At 57.2% G+C, this 23,962-nt stretch carries 23 protein-coding genes and 1 pseudogene; 8 read left to right on the forward strand and 16 right to left on the reverse strand.

Going from position 1 to position 23,962, the window contains the following annotated elements:
• Nucleotides 1-208 precede the first annotated feature (208 nt).
• The 5 genes from OKW29_RS02095 to OKW29_RS02115 form a co-directional block, all read right to left on the reverse strand.
• Nucleotides 209-934 carry an ABC transporter permease gene (locus OKW29_RS02095; protein ID WP_187614243.1) on the reverse strand — a complete coding sequence of 242 codons (726 nt, stop codon included), beginning with the start codon at nucleotides 932-934 and terminating at the stop codon, nucleotides 209-211.
• On the reverse strand, nucleotides 934-1,650 hold the full coding sequence (locus OKW29_RS02100; protein WP_221307892.1) for an ABC transporter permease: 717 nt from the start codon (nucleotides 1,648-1,650) through the stop codon (nucleotides 934-936). Before OKW29_RS02100 ends, OKW29_RS02095 begins: the two co-directional genes overlap by 1 nt.
• A gap of 49 nt (nucleotides 1,651-1,699) precedes the next feature.
• Nucleotides 1,700-2,551 carry a transporter substrate-binding domain-containing protein gene (locus OKW29_RS02105; RefSeq protein ID WP_429289795.1) on the reverse strand — a complete coding sequence of 284 codons (852 nt, stop codon included), beginning with the start codon at nucleotides 2,549-2,551 and terminating at the stop codon, nucleotides 1,700-1,702.
• Between the two features lie 74 nt (nucleotides 2,552-2,625).
• Entirely contained in the window at nucleotides 2,626-3,402 is a 777-nt protein-coding gene (locus OKW29_RS02110) for an ABC transporter ATP-binding protein (protein ID WP_184072406.1), read from the reverse strand.
• 933 nt (nucleotides 3,403-4,335) lie between these two features.
• On the reverse strand, nucleotides 4,336-5,772 hold the full coding sequence (locus OKW29_RS02115; protein WP_429289796.1) for an MmgE/PrpD family protein: 1,437 nt from the start codon (nucleotides 5,770-5,772) through the stop codon (nucleotides 4,336-4,338).
• Between the two features lie 1,110 nt (nucleotides 5,773-6,882).
• Between OKW29_RS02115 and OKW29_RS02120 the strand changes: the two genes are divergently transcribed.
• The 3 genes from OKW29_RS02120 to OKW29_RS02130 all read left to right on the forward strand — a co-directional run bounded on the left by OKW29_RS02120 (nucleotide 6,883) and on the right by OKW29_RS02130 (nucleotide 9,681).
• Nucleotides 6,883-7,956: an NAD/NADP octopine/nopaline dehydrogenase family protein gene (locus OKW29_RS02120; protein WP_429289797.1), complete on the forward strand. Its 1,074-nt coding sequence runs from the start codon at nucleotides 6,883-6,885 to the stop codon at nucleotides 7,954-7,956.
• A 327-nt stretch (nucleotides 7,957-8,283) separates the two neighbouring features.
• Entirely contained in the window at nucleotides 8,284-8,433 is a 150-nt protein-coding gene (locus OKW29_RS02125) for a transporter substrate-binding domain-containing protein (protein ID WP_184072404.1), read from the forward strand.
• Between the two features lie 96 nt (nucleotides 8,434-8,529).
• Nucleotides 8,530-9,681, forward strand: coding sequence for a porin (locus OKW29_RS02130; protein ID WP_429289798.1), 1,152 nt, complete (start codon nucleotides 8,530-8,532; stop codon nucleotides 9,679-9,681).
• Nucleotides 9,682-10,070: 389 nt separating this feature from the next.
• Here the strand turns inward: OKW29_RS02130 and OKW29_RS02135 are convergent, their stop codons facing one another.
• Entirely contained in the window at nucleotides 10,071-11,183 is a 1,113-nt protein-coding gene (locus OKW29_RS02135; protein ID WP_184072370.1) for an NAD/NADP-dependent octopine/nopaline dehydrogenase family protein, read from the reverse strand.
• Between the two features lie 906 nt (nucleotides 11,184-12,089).
• Here OKW29_RS02135 and OKW29_RS02140 point away from each other — a divergent pair.
• The 5 genes from OKW29_RS02140 (at nucleotide 12,090) to OKW29_RS02160 (ending at nucleotide 17,824) form a co-directional block, all read left to right on the forward strand.
• Nucleotides 12,090-13,106, forward strand: coding sequence for a DMT family transporter (locus tag OKW29_RS02140; RefSeq protein WP_429289799.1), 1,017 nt, complete (start codon nucleotides 12,090-12,092; stop codon nucleotides 13,104-13,106).
• Between the two features lie 708 nt (nucleotides 13,107-13,814).
• Nucleotides 13,815-14,432, forward strand: a complete 618-nt coding sequence (locus tag OKW29_RS02145) for a polysaccharide deacetylase family protein (protein WP_429289800.1) — start codon at nucleotides 13,815-13,817, stop codon at nucleotides 14,430-14,432.
• Between the two features lie 54 nt (nucleotides 14,433-14,486).
• The gene (nodC, locus tag OKW29_RS02150) at nucleotides 14,487-15,845 is read left to right on the forward strand and encodes a chitooligosaccharide synthase NodC (protein WP_184072366.1); all 1,359 of its coding nucleotides are present in this window, start codon (nucleotides 14,487-14,489) and stop codon (nucleotides 15,843-15,845) included.
• Between the two features lie 272 nt (nucleotides 15,846-16,117).
• Nucleotides 16,118-17,032: a nodulation factor ABC transporter ATP-binding protein NodI gene (nodI, locus tag OKW29_RS02155; protein WP_184072400.1), complete on the forward strand. Its 915-nt coding sequence runs from the start codon at nucleotides 16,118-16,120 to the stop codon at nucleotides 17,030-17,032.
• 3 nt (nucleotides 17,033-17,035) lie between these two features.
• Nucleotides 17,036-17,824 carry an ABC transporter permease gene (locus OKW29_RS02160; RefSeq protein WP_187629730.1) on the forward strand — a complete coding sequence of 263 codons (789 nt, stop codon included), beginning with the start codon at nucleotides 17,036-17,038 and terminating at the stop codon, nucleotides 17,822-17,824.
• Here OKW29_RS02160 and OKW29_RS02165 read toward each other — a convergent pair.
• From OKW29_RS02165 to nifE, 10 genes and pseudogenes are all read right to left on the reverse strand, one after another.
• A complete protein-coding gene (locus tag OKW29_RS02165) occupies nucleotides 17,821-17,976 on the reverse strand; it encodes a hypothetical protein (protein WP_429289801.1) in 156 nt (51 codons plus the stop codon). The genes OKW29_RS02160 and OKW29_RS02165 overlap by 4 nt on opposite strands.
• Nucleotides 17,977-18,055: 79 nt before the next feature.
• Complete coding sequence (locus tag OKW29_RS02170) at nucleotides 18,056-18,562, reverse strand: DUF2325 domain-containing protein (protein ID WP_260336626.1); 507 nt, start codon at nucleotides 18,560-18,562, stop codon at nucleotides 18,056-18,058.
• Nucleotides 18,563-18,615: 53 nt separating this feature from the next.
• Nucleotides 18,616-18,993 (reverse strand): annotated as a pseudogene (locus OKW29_RS02175) (hypothetical protein); the annotation flags it as partial.
• A 3-nt stretch (nucleotides 18,994-18,996) separates the two neighbouring features.
• The gene (locus OKW29_RS02180; RefSeq protein WP_429289802.1) at nucleotides 18,997-19,557 is read right to left on the reverse strand and encodes a nitrogen fixation protein NifQ; all 561 of its coding nucleotides are present in this window, start codon (nucleotides 19,555-19,557) and stop codon (nucleotides 18,997-18,999) included.
• Nucleotides 19,558-19,568: 11 nt separating this feature from the next.
• Nucleotides 19,569-19,877, reverse strand: coding sequence for a ferredoxin III, nif-specific (gene fdxB, locus OKW29_RS02185; protein WP_184072360.1), 309 nt, complete (start codon nucleotides 19,875-19,877; stop codon nucleotides 19,569-19,571).
• A 25-nt stretch (nucleotides 19,878-19,902) separates the two neighbouring features.
• Nucleotides 19,903-20,103 carry a CCE_0567 family metalloprotein gene (locus OKW29_RS02190; protein ID WP_184038032.1) on the reverse strand — a complete coding sequence of 67 codons (201 nt, stop codon included), beginning with the start codon at nucleotides 20,101-20,103 and terminating at the stop codon, nucleotides 19,903-19,905.
• A 24-nt stretch (nucleotides 20,104-20,127) separates the two neighbouring features.
• Nucleotides 20,128-20,613 (reverse strand): NifX-associated nitrogen fixation protein, encoded by a 486-nt coding sequence (locus OKW29_RS02195; RefSeq protein ID WP_184072358.1) that lies wholly within the window; start codon nucleotides 20,611-20,613, stop codon nucleotides 20,128-20,130.
• On the reverse strand, nucleotides 20,606-21,019 hold the full coding sequence (gene nifX / locus OKW29_RS02200; protein WP_184072356.1) for a nitrogen fixation protein NifX: 414 nt from the start codon (nucleotides 21,017-21,019) through the stop codon (nucleotides 20,606-20,608). The genes OKW29_RS02195 and nifX overlap by 8 nt, the downstream gene beginning before the upstream one ends.
• Nucleotides 21,020-21,041: 22 nt before the next feature.
• Complete coding sequence (gene nifN / locus OKW29_RS02205) at nucleotides 21,042-22,433, reverse strand: nitrogenase iron-molybdenum cofactor biosynthesis protein NifN (RefSeq protein ID WP_429289803.1); 1,392 nt, start codon at nucleotides 22,431-22,433, stop codon at nucleotides 21,042-21,044.
• 59 nt (nucleotides 22,434-22,492) lie between these two features.
• Complete coding sequence (gene nifE / locus OKW29_RS02210; protein WP_429289804.1) at nucleotides 22,493-23,941, reverse strand: nitrogenase iron-molybdenum cofactor biosynthesis protein NifE; 1,449 nt, start codon at nucleotides 23,939-23,941, stop codon at nucleotides 22,493-22,495.
• Nucleotides 23,942-23,962: the final 21 nt, after the last annotated feature.

Below are 23,962 nucleotides of genomic sequence, written 5' to 3' on the forward strand. Positions count from 1 at the left end.
GTCGGCCTGCCATAATCGACGCAGCCGGACACTCTTCAAACATCAAGCCGTCGGCCATGAGAAAAAAGCTGTACACAAGGGCCAATTACCCTCGTGTACCCGGACGGAGCCGCCCATAACGGGACAATGTCGGTTCGTGCCGTCAGGCCACTTCTACGTCGTCGAACTGTTGATGCGTTCATGGGCGACGGACACCGTACCGAAGTGCTTAATGCATAGCCGCTGCAGCAGAAGATCCGAACGTGCCGCGATCGCGTCTCTTCGGACTAATCCGCCTTTCGATCATGAATATAACTCTGCTGATAAGAAAGTTCATGCTGAGATATATGCAGCCAGCTATCAAAAATACCTCTAGGGGGCGGTAGCTTTCAGAGATGATTTGCTTAGCCACTCCTGTCACTTCGACTATGGTGATTGTCGACGCAAGTGACGTTGACTTGATCATAATCATAAGTTCACTTCCATAAGCTGGGAGTGCTTGCCGCATTGCAATCGGGAAGACAATTCTGCGGAATAAAAGGACGCTCGACATGCCAATTGACCGCGCCGCTTCAATTTGTCCCCATGGTACTGACTGAACACCACCACGAATGATTTCGCTGGTGTATGCCGCAGTGTTCAGCGACAGAGCTAAAATCGCACAAAACCATGCATCGCGAAATAGCGCCCACAGGCCGAGGTGTTCCAAGACAATTCTAAACTGCCCCGATCCGTAATAAATCAGGAACATTTGCACCAGAAGCGGCGTGGACCGCACTACATATACGTAACCATAACCGAGAGAAGCCAAAATTCTACTGTGTGAAAGCCGAGCCAATGCAACTGGGACCGCAAGCAGAAAACCAACAAAAAGCGACACGGAAGCCAATGCGACGGTCGCAGGAACCGCCGCAAGAAGCTTGGGAAACGACTCATATATCAGCTGAAAATCCATCATCGACTCCTTACGCCGCGGTTAGCCCACTTCTCTGCTCTCAGAAATCCCTGGTTAGAAATCGAAGAAAGCAAAAGGAAAATCACGAAGGCGACCAGATAAAACGTGAACGGTTCTTTGAAAGATCCAGCTCCGATGGCAGCTGTGCGCATGATTTCAACCAACCCAACAACGGAAATGAGCGAGGTATCCTTTAACGCCAGTTGCCAGACATTCCCCAGACCGGGCAAGGCGAATCTCGCGGCCTGTGGGATAAGAATCCGACGAAGTAGCACTGCCCGCTCCAATCCCATTGCCACTGCCGCTTCGATTTGTCCTGTTGGAATGGCTATGACCGCCGCCCGTATGACCTCTGTCGCATAGGCGCCGGCACTGATGCCGATGCAGAGCACACCGACTGCGAACACGGGCAGTTCTATATAACCTTCGAAGCCGAAAACAGCGTTCGCGACATAGCGGAGCAACGTATCCCCACCAAAGAACACCAGAAAAATTATCAGCAGCTCGGGAATTCCGCGTACGACCGTCGTATAGACGTCAGCTAGAAAACGCAGCAAACTGAAGCGAGAGAGTTTTGCCGCGGCAAAAACCGAGCCGAGCAAAATGCCGACGGGAAATGAACACACCGCGACGGCAACGGTCATAAGGGTGCCACGCGCAAATTCATCAACCCACGCTGTGCTTCCCCATGCGAGCACTGAAATATCCACTTTCATTCCCCATCAAATTGAGTTCGGCTATGCATAAACGACCGTATTCACTTACCTATTCCTTCGGCGAATTGTCGAAGCCGAACCACTTGATGGCAAGTCTGCGCAGGCTGCCATCCGAAATTGCTTCCCCGATCGCCTTGTCGAACATCGCACGTAGTTGATCGTCATTTTTGCGAAATCCAACGGCCACTCGGCTGCCGAACGGCCCGTTCGTCATACTAGGGCCAAATGTCCGCAGGTTCTTGCCGTCGGGCTTGTCCATCAACGGCTTGAGGAAATTGAAGGAAACCATTCCCGCATCAATTCTCCCCGCCGTCAAGTCGAGCATCATGTCATCCGTGGTGTCATATGTCGAAACTCTCACGCTCGGCATGAACTTCTTCATGAATGTCTCGAAGTTGCTGCCCACCTGTACCCCAACGGTTTTTCCCTTCAGAGCGGAGGTGATTTTTTTTATCGCTGACTCCTCATCAGCATCAAATTTGTCTAAATTCAGATTTGATGGCGATATTTTGAGAGCGGTTAGATCGCTCGCCGATGTGGTGACGAAAACCATCGGAGTGGTTACGTACGGCCTGGAAAATGAGATAACCTTTTCTCGGGCAGGTGTGATCCCTATTGCAGCCATAATTGAATCGAACCGACCGGACAAGAGAGAGGGAATTAGGCTGTCATAGGCCTGATCGACGATTTCGCAGTGCAATCCCATCCGTCGGCACAAGTCGCTAGCTACATCGATCTCAAAGCCAACCATCTTGCCGCTCTTGTCCTTGAAGGCATACGGGGCATACGACGCTTCGGTACCAATCGTGATTCTCTTGTACTCCTTGGCCATAACAGGGTCGCAGAGCATCAATGCAGCAGACAGCATTCCAATAAGCGCGCCGATTTTCAGGAACTTCATGAGCATCTCCTGGACTATGTCCTATCTTCTTCGTTTTCCGATTCTCGGAATTTCAATATCGCGTTTTAAGTCAGTCAAAGTACACGCGAGAGAAATTCACGACATCTCGGCGATGCTGGATTTTTGAAAACCTCTTCTGGCGTCCCTTCTTCCTCAATGCGTCCCCTTTCAAGAAAGATCATCTTGTTGGAGACATCACGAGCAAAACCCATCTCATGAGTCACGACTATCATCGTGCGCCCCTCTTCCGCCAACTTCCTGATGACTTTCAGCACTTCTCCCACTAATTCGGGATCGAGTGCGGAGGTCGGCTCGTCGAAAAGGAGCGCAGCCGGTTGCATCGCGAGCGCACGCGCGATGCTTACTCGTTGCTGCTGCCCACCAGACAACTCGGATGGGTAACACGCGTGCTTGTCCGCAACGCCAACTTTCCCAAGGAAATCCATTGCCCTATCGCGCGCTTCGTTCTTTGGCAGCTTCAGCACATGGACTGGCCCTTCCATCACATTTTGCAGCACGGTCATATGGGACCACAAATTGAAGCCCTGGAAGACCATACCGAGTTGCGTGCGCATCTGGTCAACTTTCTTGCGATCCATCCCGACGACGCGACCGGTTGCGTCGGTTTCCACGCTGATCTCGCGCTGCCCCACCGCGATGCGGCCTCTGGTAGGGATCTCAAGGAGATTCATGCATCGCAAAAACGTACTTTTTCCCGACCCAGAACTACCAATTAACGAGATCACGTCGCCCCGCTCAGCCTGAAGCGAGACCCCTTTGAGCACTTCGTGAACGCCGTAACTTTTGTATATGCCATCGGCTACGAGAGCCGGTGTTTTATGGCCCACCATGCCGATCGTGGTCCCGCCCGCCTCTGGGGTCATTGACAAGGCGTAACTCGCAGATTGGTACGCCGATCGAAGTGCATTAGCCACCTTCATCTCATCTCCTCATGACTGAACATCTCAGGTTTGACATTTACGTCAACCTGAGAAGAATTATCGTTATAGATATTAATTAAACGTTGTACTGCCTTGCGCTGTCGGACCTGCAATGAACGCGATGGAAGCGCCAAGCACACTCGACGGACGAAAAAAGGCGGCCGGCCGGTCGTTCGCTCGATTTACGCCCGTCTCAGCGCCCAGCGATTGCGGATAAGCTCAGAATACGTATGCCCAAATTGGGTGTCAAAGTCGAGTTGAGACACGATGGTATTCCTCCGGGTTATACCACCTTGCGTTACATCGGGTACGTTTGCGGGTCGCACGAGCGCATGTTGAGGTTGCGCCCCAAGACTTCGGTCGCGTGCCCGTTCTGGATTTGGCACAATTTGCACCGCATACGCAATGCGAGCATTCTGATGTCAAGGAGACCGCCGCACCCCTCCGAAAATGGCCGTCTCCAGGCGCCAACGCATCACAGAACCTTCCGTGATCGAGCCCCTTTTACTCTTCGATCGAATTTAACGATCGCTTGACGGTCGAAATTGTTCCAAGGTTTTCGTTTGCCTTCGGCCGATAGGCAGGGCGCCCGCAATTTGACTACCAATGTCATAAGCGACCAATGATCTCTTGACGGGCGAGGTAGGCGCTGGCTTGCCTCGGCCTGCCAGCGATGCGGCAATAATGCGGCGATGGGCTGGCCCTCGTGGGCAGGCGCGTGAGGATGTCCTTGAGATTGCGTGCGGGTCTTGCCTATTGAGTTGCGCGAAGCGTAGTAAGCCACCGGCCGATACGCGCGTCTCATCACCGAAACGATGATGAGGCTAACCTCAATGCTTGAAGTTATCCCCCCCCAAAAATCATATTACTAGAGCTTCTTAGGCATTCGGCACGCGCAATACTATTTTCGAACGAAGTACTCATACAGGCCTTTAACGGCTCCAAGTCAGCTTTTGAGCGCAGTTCTTCAACCGCGGCGAGCAGTTGCTCCTGCTGCGCACCAGTGGCGTGAAACCGCGTCGCCGCAACGTACTTTGCCTTGAGTTCTTCCCAAGAGAGGGAGTCACCGGCTTCGCCGCGTGGCTCGGTAACCTCCGATACATACCGACGTCCCCCGCACACGATTGTGACTCGCGCGAGTGTTCTGGCAGGGAATTGTTTATCAATTTCGGCGTCGACCGTTAGCGAGACCTTGTTGGCGAGTGCGCTCACTCCCTCGTAAGTTAAGCAGTCTATCGTGAGGGGCAAAAGCGACTCTCGTCCCGCAAGGGCGGCGAGGGCCACGCAATAAGGGATGCTGTACTGAACGTCAACAAGGGTAGCTGGGCAGGTCTGATTCGCGATGCGCAGCGCGCCGCCGTACGTCTCGATGTCGATCGCCTCAATCGCCTTCGCGTCGAGTCGATATTGCTCGATCAGCCTCAGGGTGGCTTCCAAGGGCGGGTGAACGTGCCGGCAGCAGCAATAAAGCTTGTAGTAGGCGTTGCAGATATGCAGAGACTCCCCGAGGGGCGATACGTCGGCAAACCTATAGAGCAGACCGCTGTCAAGTATGTTCCGGGGACCGGTGAACCCGCCTTCTGCGAGATCGAGCGCGAGCATCCCGGTCACTACGGACCATGGTATGCCTTCCTTAATGTCGCTGCTCTCCGGTGTTGGGAAGGAGAGCGGTGGCGCGCTCATGAACGACGAATTGGGCGCGCTTTCGCCTGCGATAGCCAACGCATGCTCGACTACACTACACGAGGCACACCTCAAGGCCGCGGCAGTTGCGACAACTGCGTAGGATGACCACGTACCTGTCGTACCGTATGTTGTACGGGCCGCAGCGATCGATACGCCGACTTCATAACCGATGACAATTGACGCAATCAAATCTTCCAGCCCGGCTCCCATTTCAGCCGCAACCGCAAAGGCCACCGGAATGACCGCCGCGCCCGGGTGCCCGCGCGCGCGTCGATGCCCGTCGTCGAGATCTAGCATCGACGCAGCCGCGCTATTCGCCCACGCAGCACCGACGACCGAACTGCCCGTTCCCGTGAACCACATCGGTATATCGCCCGATCCCAGATATTTACATGCTGTCGCGCGAATCGCGACAGCACCTGGCTCGCTAGCCCCTGCCCCCACCGCGCATAAGAGGTCGAGGATGCGTTTTAGCGCAGATTCCCTGGCAACCCCGGACACCCGCCTACCGCGAGCTTCGACGACATAAGATGCAATACGATGAATCGTGCTTTGCTGCAGAGAAAGCTCGTCATCAGGCGGAGGATTGTTCATGACGTTCCAGAATTATGTGACCGACCAAACGTGCGTAACGCACAAATCCATGTTCAAAATGATTGCACCGCGTGCGACCGCCCAGGGATCCGATGGAAGCCCTTGGTCGTCGCCACGGATACGACGGACGGGTCGTAACGTCTCCAAGGGGACTCGAAGCTTTGTCAATGAGCATGCGAGTACTTGCCGTGAAAAATCGGAATGCCGCTTTTTTTCGCAAGTAACCCGAACCCGACCACCTCTGGCAACATCTACGCCGATCTGCGACGCCCGACCGTCCTTAATAACAATTGTGCGCTGATGCTACTGCCAACCCTCCCGATGCTCACTCGAGTGACGAGACATGTTAGGCGCGTCTCGTCGAAAAATCAAAGTCCGATTTTCAAACGTCAACATTCCAGAAGGTTATAGCGCTGCATTGCTTTCTCCCGAGCATTTAACAAAATGCAGGGTCTATTGGCGAGTACATCGTCTCTGCATAACGCCGGAAAAAGGCGAGGATATGTCGGTGCACTACGGACGGGACGCCGTTTTTGTCCGGGACCGAAGCCCCTTTCCACGCGCAGCGTACCGAATGATGCACTGATCTCGACGTCCAGCGCGGGAGATCACGAAGCTGCAGAGGTTGCTGAAACGATGAAGACAAATGGCTTGGAGCAAAGGTGCGAGGTGAACTGCCTGAGTTGCTCGCTTCCCTAAAGGCAACTCCGCACCCATAACCTCCCAGAATACATCCACGATCAAACCGGACTTTGACACGAGATTTTTGCCTCTCTATTCTGAGCTCCATTAGCTTTGCTTCTCACTGGATAAGACGGAACTTGCCTTTTCTGCCGCAGTTTGATGCAGCCAATAAAAGCCTTTACGAGGACAAACGCTTGTCTTGCAACCGATAGTGTTTTCGCACGTAAGAGCATCGCATTGAGCACCAAAACCCACCACACTCAATGTAGTTTTGCAGATCGATGCTATCTCATATGCGAAGAACGTCTACGTAACGTTTCGTTTGCCCTCTCCTAAAGACGATGGGTTCGGGCTTGGGCTGAGAAATTTAGTACATAACCGCCCAGGTCGTGCACGGCCAGTGGACTATTCCAAGGTAAAAGGTAGATGCAAGTGACAATCGTGGGAGCCGGCGCAATCGCTTTGGGTTATGCGGCGTATCTCATACAGAATGGACATAAACCGAAAGTTTGGTCTCCATCGGGAGCCCGGACTGCAGACTTCGTTGCTGGACTCCCCCTTCACGTGAAGGGAGCGGTCGAGGGAGAGTTCTACTTGGAAGTCTGCGGGAAAGCGGAAGATGTTGGCGACGCCGATGTCATTATTTTGGCATTGCCGGCCTACGGATACCGATTCGTCCTCGACAGCATCATCCCTCATATCCGCGCACACCATAGCGTAATCATCAGCGCTCATCTTTCATTTGCCGCTCTCTACATTTCCCAGCGCCTTGCGGCGCGGGGGCTCGTCATCCCCATAGCAGCGTGGAGCACCACGGTGCTAACGTGCAAGACTCAGTCTGCGAGAGCTATCACGGTAGGCACGATCCGCGCCAAGGTCGACATGGCCGCATTTCCAAGCCGCCACATCCACCGGATTCATACCACTTGCGTTTCACTCTTCGGAGACCGGTTCGCACTGAAGGACGACATGCTGACGCTGACGCTCAGCAACATTAATCCGCAAGATCACATGGGTATTGCGCTAGCCAACTTGACCCGTATTGAGAAGGGCGAAAGCTGGAGCCAAAACTCCAATCTGACACCGACAGTCGGGAGGCTCCTTGAGGCTCTAGACCAAGAGAGACTTACCATCGCAGCAGCATTCGGAAAGTCAGTGAGAACGACCTTTGATCATTGCAGGCTGTCCTTTGGCGTGGTTGGTGACTCACTTTCGGCAATATCGGAGCAACTGGTCCGGCAAGGGAGTGATCCGCTCGGCCCGAGAGACATCGCCACGCGCTACGTGCTCGAAGACGTGCCGTTCGGGTTGGTACCGACGCTTCGACTCGCCGAACTGGCTGGGGTGAGAGCACCCTTGCACGAGGGCGGCGTGGTAATTCTCGGCGCTTGTTACGGTCGGGACTTTGTGGCGGACAACGACATTCTTCCCGAGATTGGACCGCTTCAAATCGACACCCTCAAGAGGCTTGTGGTCGACGGCTATGCCGTTCCAACCTAGATGCCATTACATCCGGCGCGGCGCTCGATGGGCGTCCGAGTCCGACGCCACCGACGCGATAGAAGCAGAAGTACTATGACGCAAATCCGACCTGGAGTTTATGAGAAACCAAAATGAAGACTAAAACGCTGCTGGTCGCCCTGTGCGCAACGTCCATTCCAGTTGCGGCATTCGCGTACGATGGAAAGGAACTTGATTCGGAGTCGACAGCGCTTACCCGCCAATTGAGTCGACAACCTCGAGTGGCGAGCTCGTTGGATTTGACATCGATCTGGGCAGGGTCGTGATTTCGGTTTCGCGCGAGGTCCGGCCGTCCACGACGCCGCCATCTTCGGTCCCGGCGTCAGCATCGGTGTGAGAAAGCGTGACAGGGCCCTGCTCGAAGCAATCAACGGTGCGATCGACAGTCTCCGCAAGGACGGGACGTATAACCGAATTGCAAAGAAGTACTTCACGTTCGACATTTACGGCAGTTAATCGACGTCAACTGCCCAGCAAAACAGACCGCGTGCCCGACCCAGGGTTGCGCATAAAAAAGCATCGAGACCCACAATATAAGGTTTGGAGACCTCAATGAAAATCAAAATTTTTGCAGCTTTCGTGATGTCAGCCGCCGCAGCTCCCGCAATGGCCCAAAGCACGGTGACGCTCTACGGTCTGATCGATGAAGGAATCAACTATACGAATAACGTCGGTGGCGACAAGCTGTTCGAGCTCCAGAGCGGTACGGTCCAAGGGAGTCGTTGGGGCTTGAAGGGAGCGGAGGATCTCGGCGGCGGTCTCAAGGCAGTTTTCCAGTTGGAGAGCGGCTTTAATGTCAATAATGGCAAGCTCGGTCAGGGTGGCCTGATGTTTGGGCGACAGGCGTGGGTCGGCGTCGCATCCAACCAATACGGGACGGTTACTCTCGGTCGACAGTACGACTCCGTCGTCAACTATCTGGCTCAAACGACGGCGAATGGCACATGGGGCGGGGGCATGTTCTCCCATCCGTACGACAATGACAACACGGACAACACCTTCCGTGTCAACAATACTGTCAAGTACACAAGCCCCGAGATTGCCGGCTTTAAATTTGGCGGCACGTACAGCTTTAGCAACGACACCAACTTCGCCAACAATCGCGCGTACAGCATGGGCGTCCAATACGTCATAGGCGGCCTGCTGCTGGAAGCCGCCTATCTGCAGGCGAACAACCAGTCGTCCACCGCCGGTGGTGCAATCGGGAACAATCCCGCTGCGGATGAAAATTTTCTGGGGAACAAGCTGCGCATCTTCGGCGCGGGGGCAACCTACACGTTTGGTTCGGCCAACGTGGGCATCTCGTATTCGAATACCTTCGTCGCCGATCCGGTGTCTTCGGGATACGTCGGCAAGATTACGCCAGCCTCGGGCACGCTTTCCAACCTGCGTTACCAGAATTTCGAAATCAACGGCAAGTACCAGTTCACGCCAGCCTTCTTCGTCGGGGCGATGTATACGTACACCCTGAGCGGTTTCAACGCCACCACTGGAAAGCTACAGCCGAATTACGAAACTGCGGGGCTGATGGCTGATTACTCACTGTCAAAGCGCACGGACGTCTATGTACAGAGTGCGTATCAGCACGTCGGTGGTGACCGTACTGGCAGCGCCCTCGACTTCGCCTTTGTGCCGGTGGCCGATGACGTATCGTCGAATCGCAATCAGGTGGTTGCGCGCGTCGGCCTGCGTCATAAATTCTAAACCGGGCCAGATATCGCTCGATTGGCGTTCGTCCACGTTCCGAGCGAACCTGTTGGGCGGCGCCTTGCGCCAGCCCGGTTCCTACAGAAGCGGAGAGCGTCCTCACAAGCGCACCCACATGCCGGCCCTCCGCGGTGATCTCCTGCGAGTGTGTTTGCGCTTGCACATGTAGGCGCGCGTTCGTCGCATCAGCGCGTGCCTGCGTCGGCCCTTTCTTCGGCGCCCAACTGCCATAGGGTGATGGAACGGCTCAACCATATCCCGCCCCGCCTGACGATGCTGAAGCAAACTACTACCGGCAATTCAACAATACTGTTGCAGCCGGTATCGACTTAAACCAGGCGGCCTCCACGATTCCGAAGGCGATTCAAGTTACCCGATGGATCCGGTCACTTCTTGGTAGCCGAAGCTAACGGCAATCGGAAAGTCGCGCTATCTACGAATCGCAAAAGCTCCGCCTTCGACATGTGGTCTACACCGAGGCGCTTCAGATTACGGCCAGTTTGAAAATAGTTAACGCCGTTGATGGAGGAAGCGATTTCAATCACGGCTTTGATTGCCCGAGACTCTATGCCCACTCTGGCGCCGAGTTCGTACCACGGGACCAGGATATATGGAATATCTTCACATATATATCTATGTTGCATACGATTAGGCGTTTTGACCTTCGTGGAGTTATGAGTTTTCGATTGGAAAGCGAAATCGGAGAAGTTGGCACAATCTCCGCCGTAAAAGCCGATCATTTCCTCGAGGACTGTCGGCAGTCGAAAACCGAAAGCCTCTCCGATTTTCAATCGCTCATTGTCCAACGCCTCTATGACCCTTCCGACAGAGGGTGAGATCCCGTCACGATAGAAGAAAAAATCTCCTTTTGTACTTTCTATCCATCCCGTATTTAAAATACCCCCGACAGGATGGATGACACCATTATTCGACTGCATTCCAATTGCGAAAATGTTATCCCACCACAAGAGCCTTTCCGGAAAGATTGCGGTGATTTGCGATAACTGTTTCTCATCCATGGCGTTCGAAAAAGCAGCAATCGGCAAACAATTCTTAATTCCAGTGATCCGGACTTCGCCGTCCCTGACCGACGACGCATAGGGCGAGGAATTTGTCTCCAGAACTGCCTGCGGGTTTAGCTCTCTTGAACCCATTGGGGAAAAGAAATTGGCATTATTGACTATGATGACATGTCGACTCAAATCGAAACCTTTTAGATCACCAATGAGATCGTCATGCGCGTATGCTGGAACAGCAATCACGAGAAAACGCGAGAAGTTTACGGCCTCATCCATATCAGTAGTTACAGTCGGATAAAACTCACCCGTGATAGCCATGCTAGCCAACAAGCGACCGTTCGCTCGGATCGCATCAATATTACGACGATGATCTGGCTTCCCGTAAAGGAGAACTTCGAATCCACGACTAGCCAAATCGGCCGCGAAAGCGCATCCACAATTTCCGGCACCGATGATTGAAACTGGAAACCTTAATGGCATGTCCTCTCCGCATAAACAAACAGAAGTTTTCTGTGACGCCACCCAATATTGCGACGTCATGCAAGGCTGAACGCCGATCAGTAGTTGTGCGTTAGCACGACGACGGCACGCAACGAACGTGCCACCGCGGAACGAGGCCACCTTTTTAAACGGCTCATATACCGGTTAATGTGGTGAGGAGAACAAGACGCGATTCCTCGTCCAGTGCAGATCATGTCGCGAACGTTACAAATCCAGCATCTTGAGTTAGATCTGTCCGAATCTCGACGTGTTTGTAAGGCAATGCGTATTAACCACCGCTGAACAATCATCTGTGCGGAAAGGTTATAAGGCCAAAACGGTGTTTTGGCACTCGGATCGCGTAGGTATGTTGGTGCGAGCTTCTTACAACACGAGTTCCGCTGACGGATACATCTCAATGATCTTCAATTTGGCGCCCTGGTGCCGTAGGCCCGCGAACACCTCCAATAGAGCCTCCCGCTCTGTACGTAGGGGCGTTCATTCCATTTGTCGTCGCGTAGTAGCCGACGCTGCGCGACTGGGTCATCCGTCGTGAAGTGTTACAGACCCAATCGCGCGCCAGGACGGGACACGAAGGCACCGCTTGCGACAAACCGCGCGCCGTCTGTCGGGAATCCGACGTCGGCCATATCAGCCGAGGCAATTTCGCGAAATGCGCCAAAAGTTCGTTCACCGGGGATTTCGAGCTTTGAGGCCGACATGGTGCGAAAGCTGCATGCAGACAGCTATCCGACCTGGGATTTTTCGACAAACCGCGACGTCCCGTAACGCGGCTCAATTCCGTCCACGCTGAAATGGCCCCGACAGTTAGCCGGTATGCGCCGTGTGGGCTTCGTTACCACACGCGATCGCGCTGGCACTCCTTTTTCGCGGGACCTTCGCAACATGAGAAAACTTTTCGTGATGACGCGCACAACGAAATTCTGCTTTCTGCGGTATGTCGGTTTGAATCGTGTCACGTTAGGAAATCCTCATATAAGTCACGATTCTTTTGAGACATCGGAGCAGTCTGGCTACAAGTTGGCAACCGAAAATCGGCTTTTTCGCACACGATTTAGAAAGCTGCGCGGGATTGCGTTCATGTTCTACGCGATTCTTCTCTTCGCAATAAGCAATGCGGTTGCGAGGCTCATTCCGGCAAGATATCCGGCGAACGAGATGATGTTCTTTCGGATGCTATCCGGATTAATTCCCGCCGCGTTCGTGTTCGGGACTCGCCGCATTCAATGGAAGGAACTCACGATATATCGCTTAGGCGGTCATTTCATCAGAGCCGTCACAGGGCTTGCCGCAGTAGGATTTTTCATTGCCGGCGTGCCATATCTGCCTTTATCAACTGCTGTAACGCTGAAGGAGACAGAAGCAATCTTTGTCTGCTTTTTCGGGATCGTGTTCTTGGGTGAGCGTTTTCGTCTACCTACGGCGATAGCGTCGATGTCCGGATTCGTGGGAGTCGCGGTCGCCTCCTCACCATTTAGCGCCAATGGCGCGTCGCTGCGCGCAATGATTCTAATTCTGCTAAGTGCTATGTTTAGCGCCGGTTCAGTCATCCAAGTCAAGAGACTCTCGCGAACTGACGAGCCAGCGACAATCGTCTTCTATTACACAATCATAGCGACGATTGTTAGCGGAGTGTCACTTCCCGTCGCTTGGGTAACGCCAGATCTAAGGGATTTCGGGTACATGGTTCTATTTGGGCTGACTGCAGGTGTAGCGCAACTTATGCTAACGATCGCAGTCGCGACTGTAGCCACCCCAATCGTCGCCTCATTTGGTTACCTTAGCATTGTATGGGCAATCATTTTCGACTATTTGATTTGGGGGGAGGTCATTTCTCTACAGGTAGCACTCGGAACGGTCATAATCATTGCAAGTGTGCTCTACCTGTCGTGTCGCGCCTAAATGATCCTTTGTGACAGAGCAATCTGCGCATGACCACGACCAGATACTGATATGACTTTCGCAGTCGAGTACCGCAAAGGTGACGACGCGAGCGACAGGACGCGCCGCTCAAGCTCGTCTACTTCCAGATGTTCGACCGACGCCCAGCCCAGTCCTGCCGCTGCGGCAAGCTGAAGATACTGCGTGATCGTCCCCAGACCGACGCTGAGGGCGCCCCGCACGCTGGCGGTGCGTGAGATCGCATGCCCACTTCAGGCGGAGTCCTTCCTTGATTTTGCGCATGGTTGTCCGATGAGCCGGCATCGTCGGTCGCTCCAAAAACGGAGCTCCCTTAACGCCAGCGGATTGGTCTATGCGCTCGAGCGCAACGAGCAGATTTAGATCGAAACCCTTAAAACCCATTTCTCAACATATCCACGCTATAGATGCAAGGCATCAACGCAATCGATTTTACAAATCAATTTTTGTGTTGCACAGTGAAGCCTCTCGTTGCGGAAATCGGAATCGAAGTTGATTGATCGAATACTTCAAATTTATAAGTAGTACGACAATGTTTAGACGTGTCTCCATGATGACCATACATTTAGATGTATCTCTCGACGCGCTACCTAAGCTTACCGGAGCCGTGCCCGTCGCAGCCTTTCGGTTGGGACTATCGACCGCGGATCGGCCTACTGGCTCGATAATTGAACGAAACGGTCCAGAGCTGTGAAGGCCCTCAATTGCGTATCCGAGGCACGCGACGAGTGCCACGATCGCGCCGGATGTCGCGACGTCTACTTAACCTTTGACGACAGTACCAATTCCTTTTTCATACCGAATTTGCTCGATTTACTCGGGCCATTCCGGGTTCCGGCAACATTCTGCGTTATCGGCGCGTACGCAGCGGACCAGCCGAAGCTGATCCGACGGATGATCGCAGAAGGGCACGAGGTCGCAGACCACACGATGACTCATCCGGACCTGTCCAGATGCGAACCCACCGAAGTACAACAGGAAATACTAACGGCAAGCAGGGTCATCAGGATGGCGAGCCCCCATGCTTCGCTGCGGTATATGCGTGCGCCGTATGGCATGTGGACCGAAGCAGTGCTCACTACGTCAGCGAGCGCTGGTCCGGCGCCCCTCCACTGGTCGGTAGACCCGCGAGACTGGTCTCGCCGGCGTGGACGCGATTGTCAGCGCAGTGCTGGCCTCTGTCCGGCCTGGCGCAATTGTGCTCTTGCACGACGGATGTCCTCCCGGCGAGTCAGGACGGTGCAGTCATGCTGGGCTGCGCGACCAAACCCTCATGGCGCATTCCCGCCTGATTCCAGCACTGCATGAGAGCGGATTTGTAATCAGCTCGCTACCCCAACCACACTGAACAAACCGACATCTATGAATGCCATTGCCGCAATCAGCACTGCCCCGGTTTTATTGTATACACTACTCTCGACTGTTTACAAAAGCGCACAGGCCCTCCATGGCCTACCGACGAGTGGTCCGCTGAAGTCGCCCAATGCCGCCGCCCCCAACTTTCTGCTGGACGTGGACGTCATCGTGCCGTGCTTTAACGAGGACCCGCGCACGCTTCGGAGGTGCCTGGAGTCCATCGCGGCTCAAGACTATGCAGGATGCCTGAACGTCTATGTGGTCGACGACGGCTCTGGCAATCTCGACGCCGTGAGGCCGGTATACGATGCCTACACGCGCGACCCGAGGTTCAACTTGATTACGCTTCCCCAAAATATGGGAAAGCGCAAGGCACAGATCGCCGCGATACGCTCTTCATCCGGGGAACTGGTGCTTAACGTCGACTCGGACACGACGCTGGCGCCCGATGTCGTCAAGAAGCTCGTATTGACAATGCGAGACGCGACGATAGGCGCCGCCATGGGGCAGTTGACGGCCAGCAACCGGAGCGACACCTGGTTGACCCGTCTGATCGATATGGAGTACTGGTTAGCTTGCAACGAAGAACGCGCCGCACAGGCTCGCTTCGGCGCTGTTATGTGTTGCTGTGGTCCGTGTACCATGTACCGCCGGTCCGCGCTCCTTTTGCTGCTAGATCAGTACGAGACGCAACTTTTTCGCGGGAAACCAAGCGACTTCGGCGAGGACCGCCATCTCACGATTCTCATGCTGGCGGCAGGTTATCGCACCGAGTACGTTCCGGACGCCATTGCGGCGACAGTGGTTCCGGACAGACTGGGGGCGTATCTGCGCCAACAACTGCGCTGGGCGCGCAGTACGTATCGGGACACGTTGCTTTCGCTGCGCCTACTGCCCTGTCTCGATCGCTACCTTACGCTGGACGTGATCGGACTGAATCTGGGCTCGCTATTTCTCGCCTTATCGGTTCTAGCGGGGCTCGCGCAGCTCGCATTGACAGCGACAGTGCCGTGGTGGACTGCCCTGATAATCGCATCATTGACCATGATCCGCTGTAGCGTGGCTTCGGTTCGCGCTCGCCAGATTCGATTTCTTGGCTTTTCTCTTCACACACCCATCAACCTCTTTCTCTTGCTCCCCCTGAAAGTCTATGCGCTGTGTACATTGAGCAATAGCGATTGGCTGTCCCGTGGCTCTGCAGGCAACGCATCGAACGTTCGTGAAAAACAGGTCGATACTCCGAATCCGGCTACAAAGCCGAACGCGACTTCAGCGTCAAGAGCTGCGACTCCGCACCGTCGGCAGGATCACGCGTGTGATTCTTCAACATTAGCGACGTCTGACGAAGCATTCGATGACAATTAGTTAATCCTACATATAGATCTCGAATATTGCGCCAAACCAGCACCGCCCACCATCGGCACTGGTCCGCTTGAGTGCGATCGTCTCACGCAAAGGCTCGATTGTCGTCTTCCCAACGCCAGTGCATTCACCGAAATCCTGGTACTCCATTGTCAGTAACTCTCTCGCTTGGCAGGCAAGGATCTTCCATCGACCAGGGCGTTTTCGATCGGGCCGCGGCAGCAGAACGGCTTCTTTTTCTCTAAGACGAGTGCGTAATTTTCCTTCTTATCTCCATGTCCAAAGCAGCAATCAGCTTCACCGGCGTAAGGAAGTCATATGGCGACAAGATCGTAGTCGACGGATTGTCGTTCAGCGTCGCGCCTGGAGAGTGCTTCGGTCTGCTAGGGCCAAATGGCGCGGGCAAGAGCACGACGGTGCGTATGGTTCTCGGCATGGCGCCGCCCGACGCAGGCAAGATCATCGTGCTCGGGGAGCCAGTGCCGGCGCGCGCTCGCTCGGCACGTATGAGCATTGGCGTGGTGCCGCAATTCGACAACCTCGAGCCCGGGTTCACCGTGCGCGAGAACCTTCTGGTGTTTGGGCGCTACTTCGGCATGAGCACACGTGAAATTGAAGCGGTCGTGCCGTCGCTGCTCGAATTCGCTTGCCTCGAAAGCAAGGTCGATGCGCGCGTCACCGAACTATCCGGCGGCATGAAGCGGCGGCTGATGCTGGCACGCGCGCTGATCAACGATCCACAGTTGTTGGTCATGGACGAGCCTACAACGGGTCTCGACCCGCATGCGCGCCACCTGATCTGGGAAAGCCTGCGTTCCCTGTTGGCGCGCGGCAAGACGATCCTCTTGACCACCCATTTCATGGAAGAAGCCGAGCGGTTGTGCGACCGACTGTGTGTGCTGGAGGAGGGGCGAAAGATCGCCGAAGGCGGGACTCGCGTGCTGATCGAAGAACAGATCGGGAGCCACGTGGTCGAGGTCCACGGCGGCAATCCGCATGAGCTGCGCGCGTTGATCGCGCCGCACGCGCAGCGTATCGAGGTCAGTGGTGAGACCCTCTTCTGCTATGTGTCCGATCCGGAACGGGTGTGTGTACAGTTGCGCGGGCGCGCGGCGCTGCGCCTTTTACAGCGTCCAGCAAATCTCGAGGATGTCTTTTTGCAGTTAACCGGGCGCGGGATGAAGGAGTAAACGATGAGAGAGTTTTATGCAGCGGCCCTGCCCGCGAACGTGTGGAACTGGGTTGCAGTGTGGCGCCACAACTATCTGGCATGGAAAAAAGTCGCGTTTGCCTCGATTCTCGGTAACCTTGCCGATCCTATGATTTATCTGTTCGGCCTCGGCTTTGGTTTCGGGATAATGGTAGGTCGCGTCGACGGCGCGTCTTATATCGCGTTTCTCGCGGCGGGTATGGTCGCCACGAGCGCGATGACCTCCGCGACCTTCGAAACGATTTACGCAGCTTTCTCTCGCATGCATGTTCAGCGCATGTGGGAAGCGATCCTGTGTACACGGCTCACGCTCGGCGATATCGTTCTCGGTGAACTGGCATGGGCCGCCACCAGGGCCTTTTTTGCCGGCATCGCCGTCATGGTGGTAGCCACCGTGCTGGGTTATGCAGCGTGGTCATCCATTCTCTATGCATTGCCTGCCATCGCCCTGACTGGCCTCGCCTTCGCGAGTCTGGCGATGATCCTCACGGCGCTTGCACCCAGTCACGATTACTTCGTGTTCTATCAAACGCTCGTTCTCACGCCCATGGTGCTCCTGAGCGGCGTGATCTTCCCGATCAGTAAGCTACCTGCCGTTTTTTGCGACGTAGCGCGCTTCTTGCCGCTCGCACATTCCGTCGACCTTATCCGTCCCGCGATGCTCGGACGCCCGGTGGGCAGTGTTGCCGTGCATACTGGCGCTCTCTGCATTTGCACGGTGTTGCCGTTCTTCCTGTCGGTGGCGCTGTTACGTCGACGCCTCATGTCTTAATGCCAGCGATGGTCGGCGAGCCACACCTCGTGGTAGCCGAACGTTTGGGCGGCCGGCGCATTACGCACGGTTTGCGTCAGCGCATCGCGCGCGTCGCCGTCGGGGTTCTCGACGTTGAGGAAAAGGCCGTAGCGTTGTGCGGAATCCGACATGGCAGGCCCTCTCGTGGAAAGGCCACGTCAAAGGCAAGTTTTGCGCCCACATCTCGCGGTACGTAAAGTCATGACGACGTCAGCCATGCCTCAGGCAGAAGCGCGACGCTGCGACCACGCCGCCGTGCGGCTGGGCAGGCCGAGCCCGCAACACGCCCGCGATGAAGCTCGTCACGCTCGACGAACGCAAAGCGGACCACGGCGCGCGGTGACGCGCGCACAATCGCCGCAGCGCGACCAGCGAGTCCGGGTCGATCAGATCCAATGGGCACAGCACCCGGTGGGCGCCTGACAGCAAAGCCTCGAAGCCTTCGGCACGGCTATCGTCGTCGATGGTCCCGGTGTGATGAACGAACTCGCCTCCGGCCGCCTCCACCAGCGCACGCAGCACGGCGTTGATGCTTGGCCGCCCGCCCACATAAACCCATCGACGCCCGCTCAATGCGCGCGTCAATGCGCGGTCGTCGAGCAGCGCCTGCTCAACCGCGAACAACTCGTGCTGCAGGCTCGCGACATGTGCCCGCGCGCGCTCCAGCGACAGGCTCGCACTGCTGTCGGGAAGGCATGTGCCGCGGTTCTGATTCATGACGGGCTGCGCTTCGGATCGCACCGTTACGGCAACGGCAGGCGGCATGGGTCTCATGGAGAGCGCCTCGTGACATGGCCCGCGAACCGTTCGCCCGCTGCCGGGGTGAGAAACCAGCTACGCACAGCGTCGTTCGTGTAGCGCGTCCGGCCGGCATGACGCGCGTGCGGCGCCAGCCGATGCTCGGACAGCGGCTTCGCCCAGCCCCAGAAGTCGGCGCGCAGCGCGGGCGGGAAACCGACGTCGTCGAACGCGTGCCAAAGTTGAATCAGCCAGGGTTCGCGGCCCTCTTCGTCAAGCAGCAACGGCGGCCCGGAGCCCGCCTGCAGATGCGCATGCCGCTCGCCGTAATACAGCAGCCCGCCGCGGGACTCGACCACGAAGTCGGCCACCCGCGACGCGACACAATCGAAGCGGTGACCGACGCGTGCTGCCTACTCCGCTCCAAAGCAAAGCGCGTGGTCCGAACAGACGCCACAACTCGGCGCCTTGCAGATAAACAGGCCCTCGCGCTCGCACAGTTGCTTGTAGAAGAACTTCTTCCACTTCATGTCATGCGTATTCTTCGCGGCCAGCCGCGGAAACCAGTGGCTGATCAATGCGGACAACTCGCGCCGCGACGGCAGAAGCAGGTCTTGCCAAAGGTGGTTTTGCCCGAGGCTCGCGCAGGCCAATGCATGGGCCACGCAGTTCGCCTCGTCTGCCGGGCCGGCGCGCGGATCGGCATGGTGATTGAGCAATGCCACCAGGTCTTCCAGTTCGTCGTCACGCGGCATCGTGGCGGGCGACAAGACGCACGTAAGACCGAGCGCCGGCCCGGCACCCGGGAACCAGCGCGCGAGCATTCGGCGCGTCTGATCGGCGTCCAGTCCGCGCATCGGCAGCACATCGACGCCGTGGTGCTCGAACCCGCTCGACAGCACGCCGGCCAGTGCCAGCACGGTGGGATCGCCCGCATCCACCGCACACGCCATCAGGGTTGCATAGGCGTCCATCGCGGCATCGCTCAGAGAACGGCCGCCGCGTGCGTGTAGCACTTTTTCGGGCAGATCTTCGCGCACGCGGTGCAGCCGACGCACAGTTCCCGATGCACGATAATCATTACCTTCTTCTCGTACTCGTCGTCGTCTTCGTCGTCGCCGTCCAGTGCGATGTGCGCGCCGTCCTCGTTAAGCCCGACGAGTTGCAGCACGCCACGCGGACAGACGCGGAAACAACGTCCGCAACCAATGCATTTTTCTTCGTCGAGCCTGTTGACGAACGTCGGCGTCCAGGTGGCGCCGCTCGGCAGCGTAACGCTGAAGGTCTCGCTCATGATGTGGCTCCATGGCTTCGCTGGTTCAGGCCGCTGCCGCAGCGGCAGCCTTGCGGGCTGCCATCAGCGCGGCGTGGGCGTCATGGCAGCGCTGGGCGACAGCGAGAATGTTCTCCCAGTTGATCGGGAGTTCCTCTGAGAGGTCGTGCAGGTCCAACTTCGCCCGGGTCGCTTGCGCGTTGAGTTTCTTCAGGTGCGCCTTGAGTTCATCGGCATCGGTGCTCATCGTCTCGGTCCCCTCGCGATTCCTTCAGGCGCCGTACTGTGCGACGGCGGGGTACATCCGGATCACCTCGACCGCTTCGTCGAGAAGCTTTGCGCCCGCCTGGGCGAGCTTCTCCAGCGAAGCGAAGCCGAACCGGTGTACGTCGCGCAACTGCGTGTTGACGACAACGAGCCGCCCCGCGATCAACACCATGCGGCCGAAGCCCTCGTGGCTCATCTTCATCATCGGCGAAACCATTTGGCCGGTCTCACGCTCGATCGCCACCGCAATCGCGCTATAGAAAAGCTCGAGCCGCCACAGCGTTTCGGGGTCGGGGTCGCCCATGATCGGAATCGCGCGGCGTTCCTCCGGCGTGTGGATGTACGGCTTGAGCAGTTGCAGGTCGGTCTTTCCGTCCCACACGCCGTGGGTGTCCTGCGCGCGCAACTGCTTGACGAGCTGCTGCACGAACGGTGCGACCAGCAGCATTTCGTCGCTGGCCTTGGACGGAATTGCGGATGTTTCAGCCATGGGATACCTCATCGTCTTCAAAGTCGTATACACGTTCGCCATCCTTCGCCAGCGCCTTGCGCAGCCACGGCGGCGGCGTGCCCTTCAGCACCTGTTGCAACTTGCCGAGAGTCTCCTCGATGGACTCGGGCCGCGGCACCTTGATCGGGTGAATCTTCAGCGCAACCACTCGAGCCGCGGCCGAGCCGCCGATTGCGGCGACGTACAGGATCGCGCAATCCTTGACGGCTTCGAGCTTGGGCGCGAGCTTGTCCTCGTCGCCGTCCTCTTCGAGCTTGCCACCAAAGTCGAACGCCTCGACGAACTGGTAGCCGTCCGGTGTGACGTCGTAGGTGACGATGCTCCTCGCCCAGCCAAAATGCGCATCGACGAACTGCCTGTCCTGGGTGGCGAACGCGATCTTCATGCTGTGTGCTCCTTTAGGTGGGTCAAGCACCGGCCGCGACGACAGGAATGTTCGCTTCGCGCGCCGGATCGCGCGCGGCCAGATCGATAGCGGCCTGCGGCAGCGGCCAGTCGCCCGGATCGTGATGCGGAATCTGCTCGATCATCAGGTTGGCGATCTCAAAGATCAGGTTCATCGTGCCGCGGTAGCCGACGTAGCGTCGATGTGCGTTTCCAACCCGGTCGAAGACCGGAAAACCGATCCGGAAGAGCGGCTTTTGCAGGTGCTCGGCCATCTGCCTGCCGTGCGAATGGGTGATCAGCAGGTCGCAGTCCGCCGCGGCGCGCTCCATGTCTTCGAGATCGCCGATCACGACCTGATCAGCGGGCAGCAACGCGTGCGCGCGCGATCGCGTCGTGCTGATGCAGCAGCGCAACTGCGCGCCCATCTCGTGCAGCATGCTGCCGAGCGCGAACAGCAGATCGGGCTCTGCGCCGATCGCGACCTTGATGCCTCCGGTGTAGAAATGGCCGTCTAGCATCGCATCGAGCAATTGGCTGCGCTGACGCCGGTATTTCGCGGGAACGGGTCGTCCGGAGCGCTGCGCGAGCAATTGCAGCAGACGATCGTTGGGTTCCAGTCCGGTGAGCCGCCCGAACACTTCGAACGGTGTGCCGGCGATAGCATGCAATGCCTCGGCGCCGTCGCGCGTCTGCTCGCCCACGCCGATCGTCAATGCCGATGCACCCGCGGCCCGGATCTCCGCGAGCGTGGTACCGCCCAGTGTGGTGCCGCGCCAGTCCGGCGCGATATGGCCGTCGAGCGAGCCGGAAATGTCGGGCAGCACGATGACGTCGAAGCCGAACGCTTCGATGATCTCGCGCAGTTCGTCGATGTCGCCAGGCGACAGATGGCTGCCGGGCAGCAGCGTCACCTGATTGGCCACCGTTGGCAACGCCTTGACCAGCGCGTTGACGATGCCGGTAATCGCATGCCGGTAGCCGTCTTCGAATGCGCCGACATAGTCGGGGGTCGACACATAGACGATCTCGGTGTCGTTGAGTTCGGGCTTGCGCTTGCGCACGGTAACGAGATAGCCGTCCACGTCGTCGCCCTCGGTCTCGGTGAGACCTGTTGAACAGATCGCGATGACCTTCGGCGCAGCGCGCTTGCGGATGTTGAGCAGCGCGGCCTCGATGTTCTCGTAGCCGCCGAGCACCGCGGTGACTTCGTCCATGGCTGTCGTCTGCAGCGGGATCGCCTCCCTGAAGTGGCGCACCAGCAGCACGAGGCCGAACGACGTGCAGCCCTGCGAGCCGTGCATCACGGGCATGCAGGCATCGAGCCCAAGGAACGCGAGGCTCGCGCCCAGCGGCTGGCTCAGCTTGAGCGGATTGACCGCACAGGCTTTCATAGATTCGACGACATCGGCCATGGCATGTTCTCGAGTTCGGGGGCGTCAGGTCGGTATACCGGGTTCGAGGCTCATCGCCCCTACCCCGCGGCGCTCGACAGCGGGCGGGCGGCTTGCGCCTGGACCACACCGAGCGCTCCCTCGTCGTCGCCCCACGGAGCAGGGATCCGCACCTGTTGCCACACCGGGTTGTAGATCGCGCGGTCGATCTCATGCACCAGCTCGACGATCCCCTCGTAGCCGCCATAAGGGTGGTGGCGTTCCTGATTGATGTCGAGCCACGGTATGCGGGCCTTCAATGCGACGAACTGTGAGCGGCCACCCGACAGCATGATGTCGGCCCGTGCGTCCCTGAGCATCGCGTACATCTCGCGCGGCGTCATGCCGTCGATCATGTGGGCGTCGTCGCCCATGATCTCCTTGATCTTGTCCTTGTCTTCCTTAGTGCTCTTCTTGACGCTGGTGCCGACGATTTCGAGCCCTGCTTCCTGCAGCGCGGAAACCACCGACCAAGACTTCACGCCACCTGTGATGAGCAACACCCGCTTGCCGGTAAGGCGCGCTTTGTAGTGCGCGATGCGCTCCCACGCGCGCGCTTCCTCGGCGGCGATCAGGCGCTCGGTCCGCTCGAGCAGATCGTGCGGCGCGCCCTGCTGCACGAGCAGGCTGGCGATATGGCGCAGCGTGTCGCTCATGTCGCCGATCCCATAGAACGAGCCCTCGAAGTAAGGGATGCCGTAGCGCCGCTGCATCTTTGTCGCGACGTTGATCATCGACTTCGAGCAGACCATCATGTTGACCTTGGCGCGATGCGAACTTGCGATCTCGTTGTAGCGCCCGTCGCCGGAGATGCACGAGAGGATACGGATGCCCAGCGCGTCGAGCAGCGGCTTGGTCTGCCAGAGTTCGCCCGACAGGTTGTATTCGCCAATGACGTTGATGTCATACGGCGTCGTGTACTCGGGCTCGCGCGTGCCGATCACATGGTTGAGGATCGCCTCGCCGCCAAGCTTGTTGCCCAGATTCTTCGGCCCGGCGAAACCGGGAGAAATGACCGGAATCACCGGCTTGCCAAATTGTTCGGTGGCGCGCTTGCAGACTGCCTCGATGTCGTCGCCGATCAGCGCGGTGACGCAGGTCTGGTAGACGAACACTGCGGGCGGATCGTATTTCTCGATGATTTCGCGCACGCTCCTGAACAGGCGCTTCTCGCCGCCGTACACCACGTCGAGTTCGTTGATATCGGTGGTGAAGCCGGTGCGATAGAGTTGCGAACCGGACGAAGCGGCGTGCCGGTTGTCCCACGAGTTACCTTCACAGGCAATCGGCCCGTGCACGAGGTGTGCGACGTCCACTACCGGCTGCAAAGCGATCTTCGCGCCGTCGAACGCGCACCCGCCTGCGGCCGAACCCGGCGAAAGCTGCTTCGTGCAGCCCCTTTTGCGTTCCTTCTCGCTCTTGCCTTGATTCCTGTCGCAACCCGGCTCGTCGAAAACTTCGGTGATTTGGGCATTGAGCGAAGCAGACATGACGTGCTCCTGATGGATGGA

The organism is Paraburkholderia sp. CI3 (assembly GCF_050436505.1).
Taxonomy (GTDB): domain Bacteria; phylum Pseudomonadota; class Gammaproteobacteria; order Burkholderiales; family Burkholderiaceae; genus Paraburkholderia; species Paraburkholderia tuberum.

Excerpts from the sequence above, each read along its gene's own strand:
- fdxB (WP_184072360.1), bottom strand. The coding sequence starts at position 19,877 with ATGAGCGAGACCTTCAGCGTTACGCTGCCGAGCGGCGCCACCTGGACG.
- OKW29_RS02100 (WP_221307892.1), bottom strand. The coding sequence starts at position 1,650 with ATGAAAGTGGATATTTCAGTGCTCGCATGGGGAAGCACAGCGTGGGTT.
- OKW29_RS02115 (WP_429289796.1), bottom strand. The coding sequence starts at position 5,772 with ATGAACAATCCTCCGCCTGATGACGAGCTTTCTCTGCAGCAAAGCACG.
- nifN (WP_429289803.1), bottom strand. The coding sequence starts at position 22,433 with ATGGCCGATGTCGTCGAATCTATGAAAGCCTGTGCGGTCAATCCGCTC.
- OKW29_RS02190 (WP_184038032.1), bottom strand. The coding sequence starts at position 20,103 with ATGAGCACCGATGCCGATGAACTCAAGGCGCACCTGAAGAAACTCAAC.
- OKW29_RS02140 (WP_429289799.1), top strand. The coding sequence starts at position 12,090 with ATGAGAAAACTTTTCGTGATGACGCGCACAACGAAATTCTGCTTTCTG.
- OKW29_RS02160 (WP_187629730.1), top strand. The coding sequence starts at position 17,036 with ATGAGAGAGTTTTATGCAGCGGCCCTGCCCGCGAACGTGTGGAACTGG.
- OKW29_RS02195 (WP_184072358.1), bottom strand. The coding sequence starts at position 20,613 with ATGGCTGAAACATCCGCAATTCCGTCCAAGGCCAGCGACGAAATGCTG.
- OKW29_RS02120 (WP_429289797.1), top strand. The coding sequence starts at position 6,883 with ATGCAAGTGACAATCGTGGGAGCCGGCGCAATCGCTTTGGGTTATGCG.
- OKW29_RS02105 (WP_429289795.1), bottom strand. The coding sequence starts at position 2,551 with ATGAAGTTCCTGAAAATCGGCGCGCTTATTGGAATGCTGTCTGCTGCA.
- OKW29_RS02095 (WP_187614243.1), bottom strand. The coding sequence starts at position 934 with ATGGATTTTCAGCTGATATATGAGTCGTTTCCCAAGCTTCTTGCGGCG.
- OKW29_RS02170 (WP_260336626.1), bottom strand. The coding sequence starts at position 18,562 with ATGAATCAGAACCGCGGCACATGCCTTCCCGACAGCAGTGCGAGCCTG.
- OKW29_RS02180 (WP_429289802.1), bottom strand. The coding sequence starts at position 19,557 with ATGGACGCCTATGCAACCCTGATGGCGTGTGCGGTGGATGCGGGCGAT.
- OKW29_RS02110 (WP_184072406.1), bottom strand. The coding sequence starts at position 3,402 with ATGGTGGGCCATAAAACACCGGCTCTCGTAGCCGATGGCATATACAAA.
- OKW29_RS02130 (WP_429289798.1), top strand. The coding sequence starts at position 8,530 with ATGAAAATCAAAATTTTTGCAGCTTTCGTGATGTCAGCCGCCGCAGCT.
- nodI (WP_184072400.1), top strand. The coding sequence starts at position 16,118 with ATGTCCAAAGCAGCAATCAGCTTCACCGGCGTAAGGAAGTCATATGGC.
- OKW29_RS02165 (WP_429289801.1), bottom strand. The coding sequence starts at position 17,976 with ATGTCGGATTCCGCACAACGCTACGGCCTTTTCCTCAACGTCGAGAAC.
- nifX (WP_184072356.1), bottom strand. The coding sequence starts at position 21,019 with ATGAAGATCGCGTTCGCCACCCAGGACAGGCAGTTCGTCGATGCGCAT.
- OKW29_RS02135 (WP_184072370.1), bottom strand. The coding sequence starts at position 11,183 with ATGCCATTAAGGTTTCCAGTTTCAATCATCGGTGCCGGAAATTGTGGA.
- nifE (WP_429289804.1), bottom strand. The coding sequence starts at position 23,941 with ATGTCTGCTTCGCTCAATGCCCAAATCACCGAAGTTTTCGACGAGCCG.
- nodC (WP_184072366.1), top strand. The coding sequence starts at position 14,487 with ATGAATGCCATTGCCGCAATCAGCACTGCCCCGGTTTTATTGTATACA.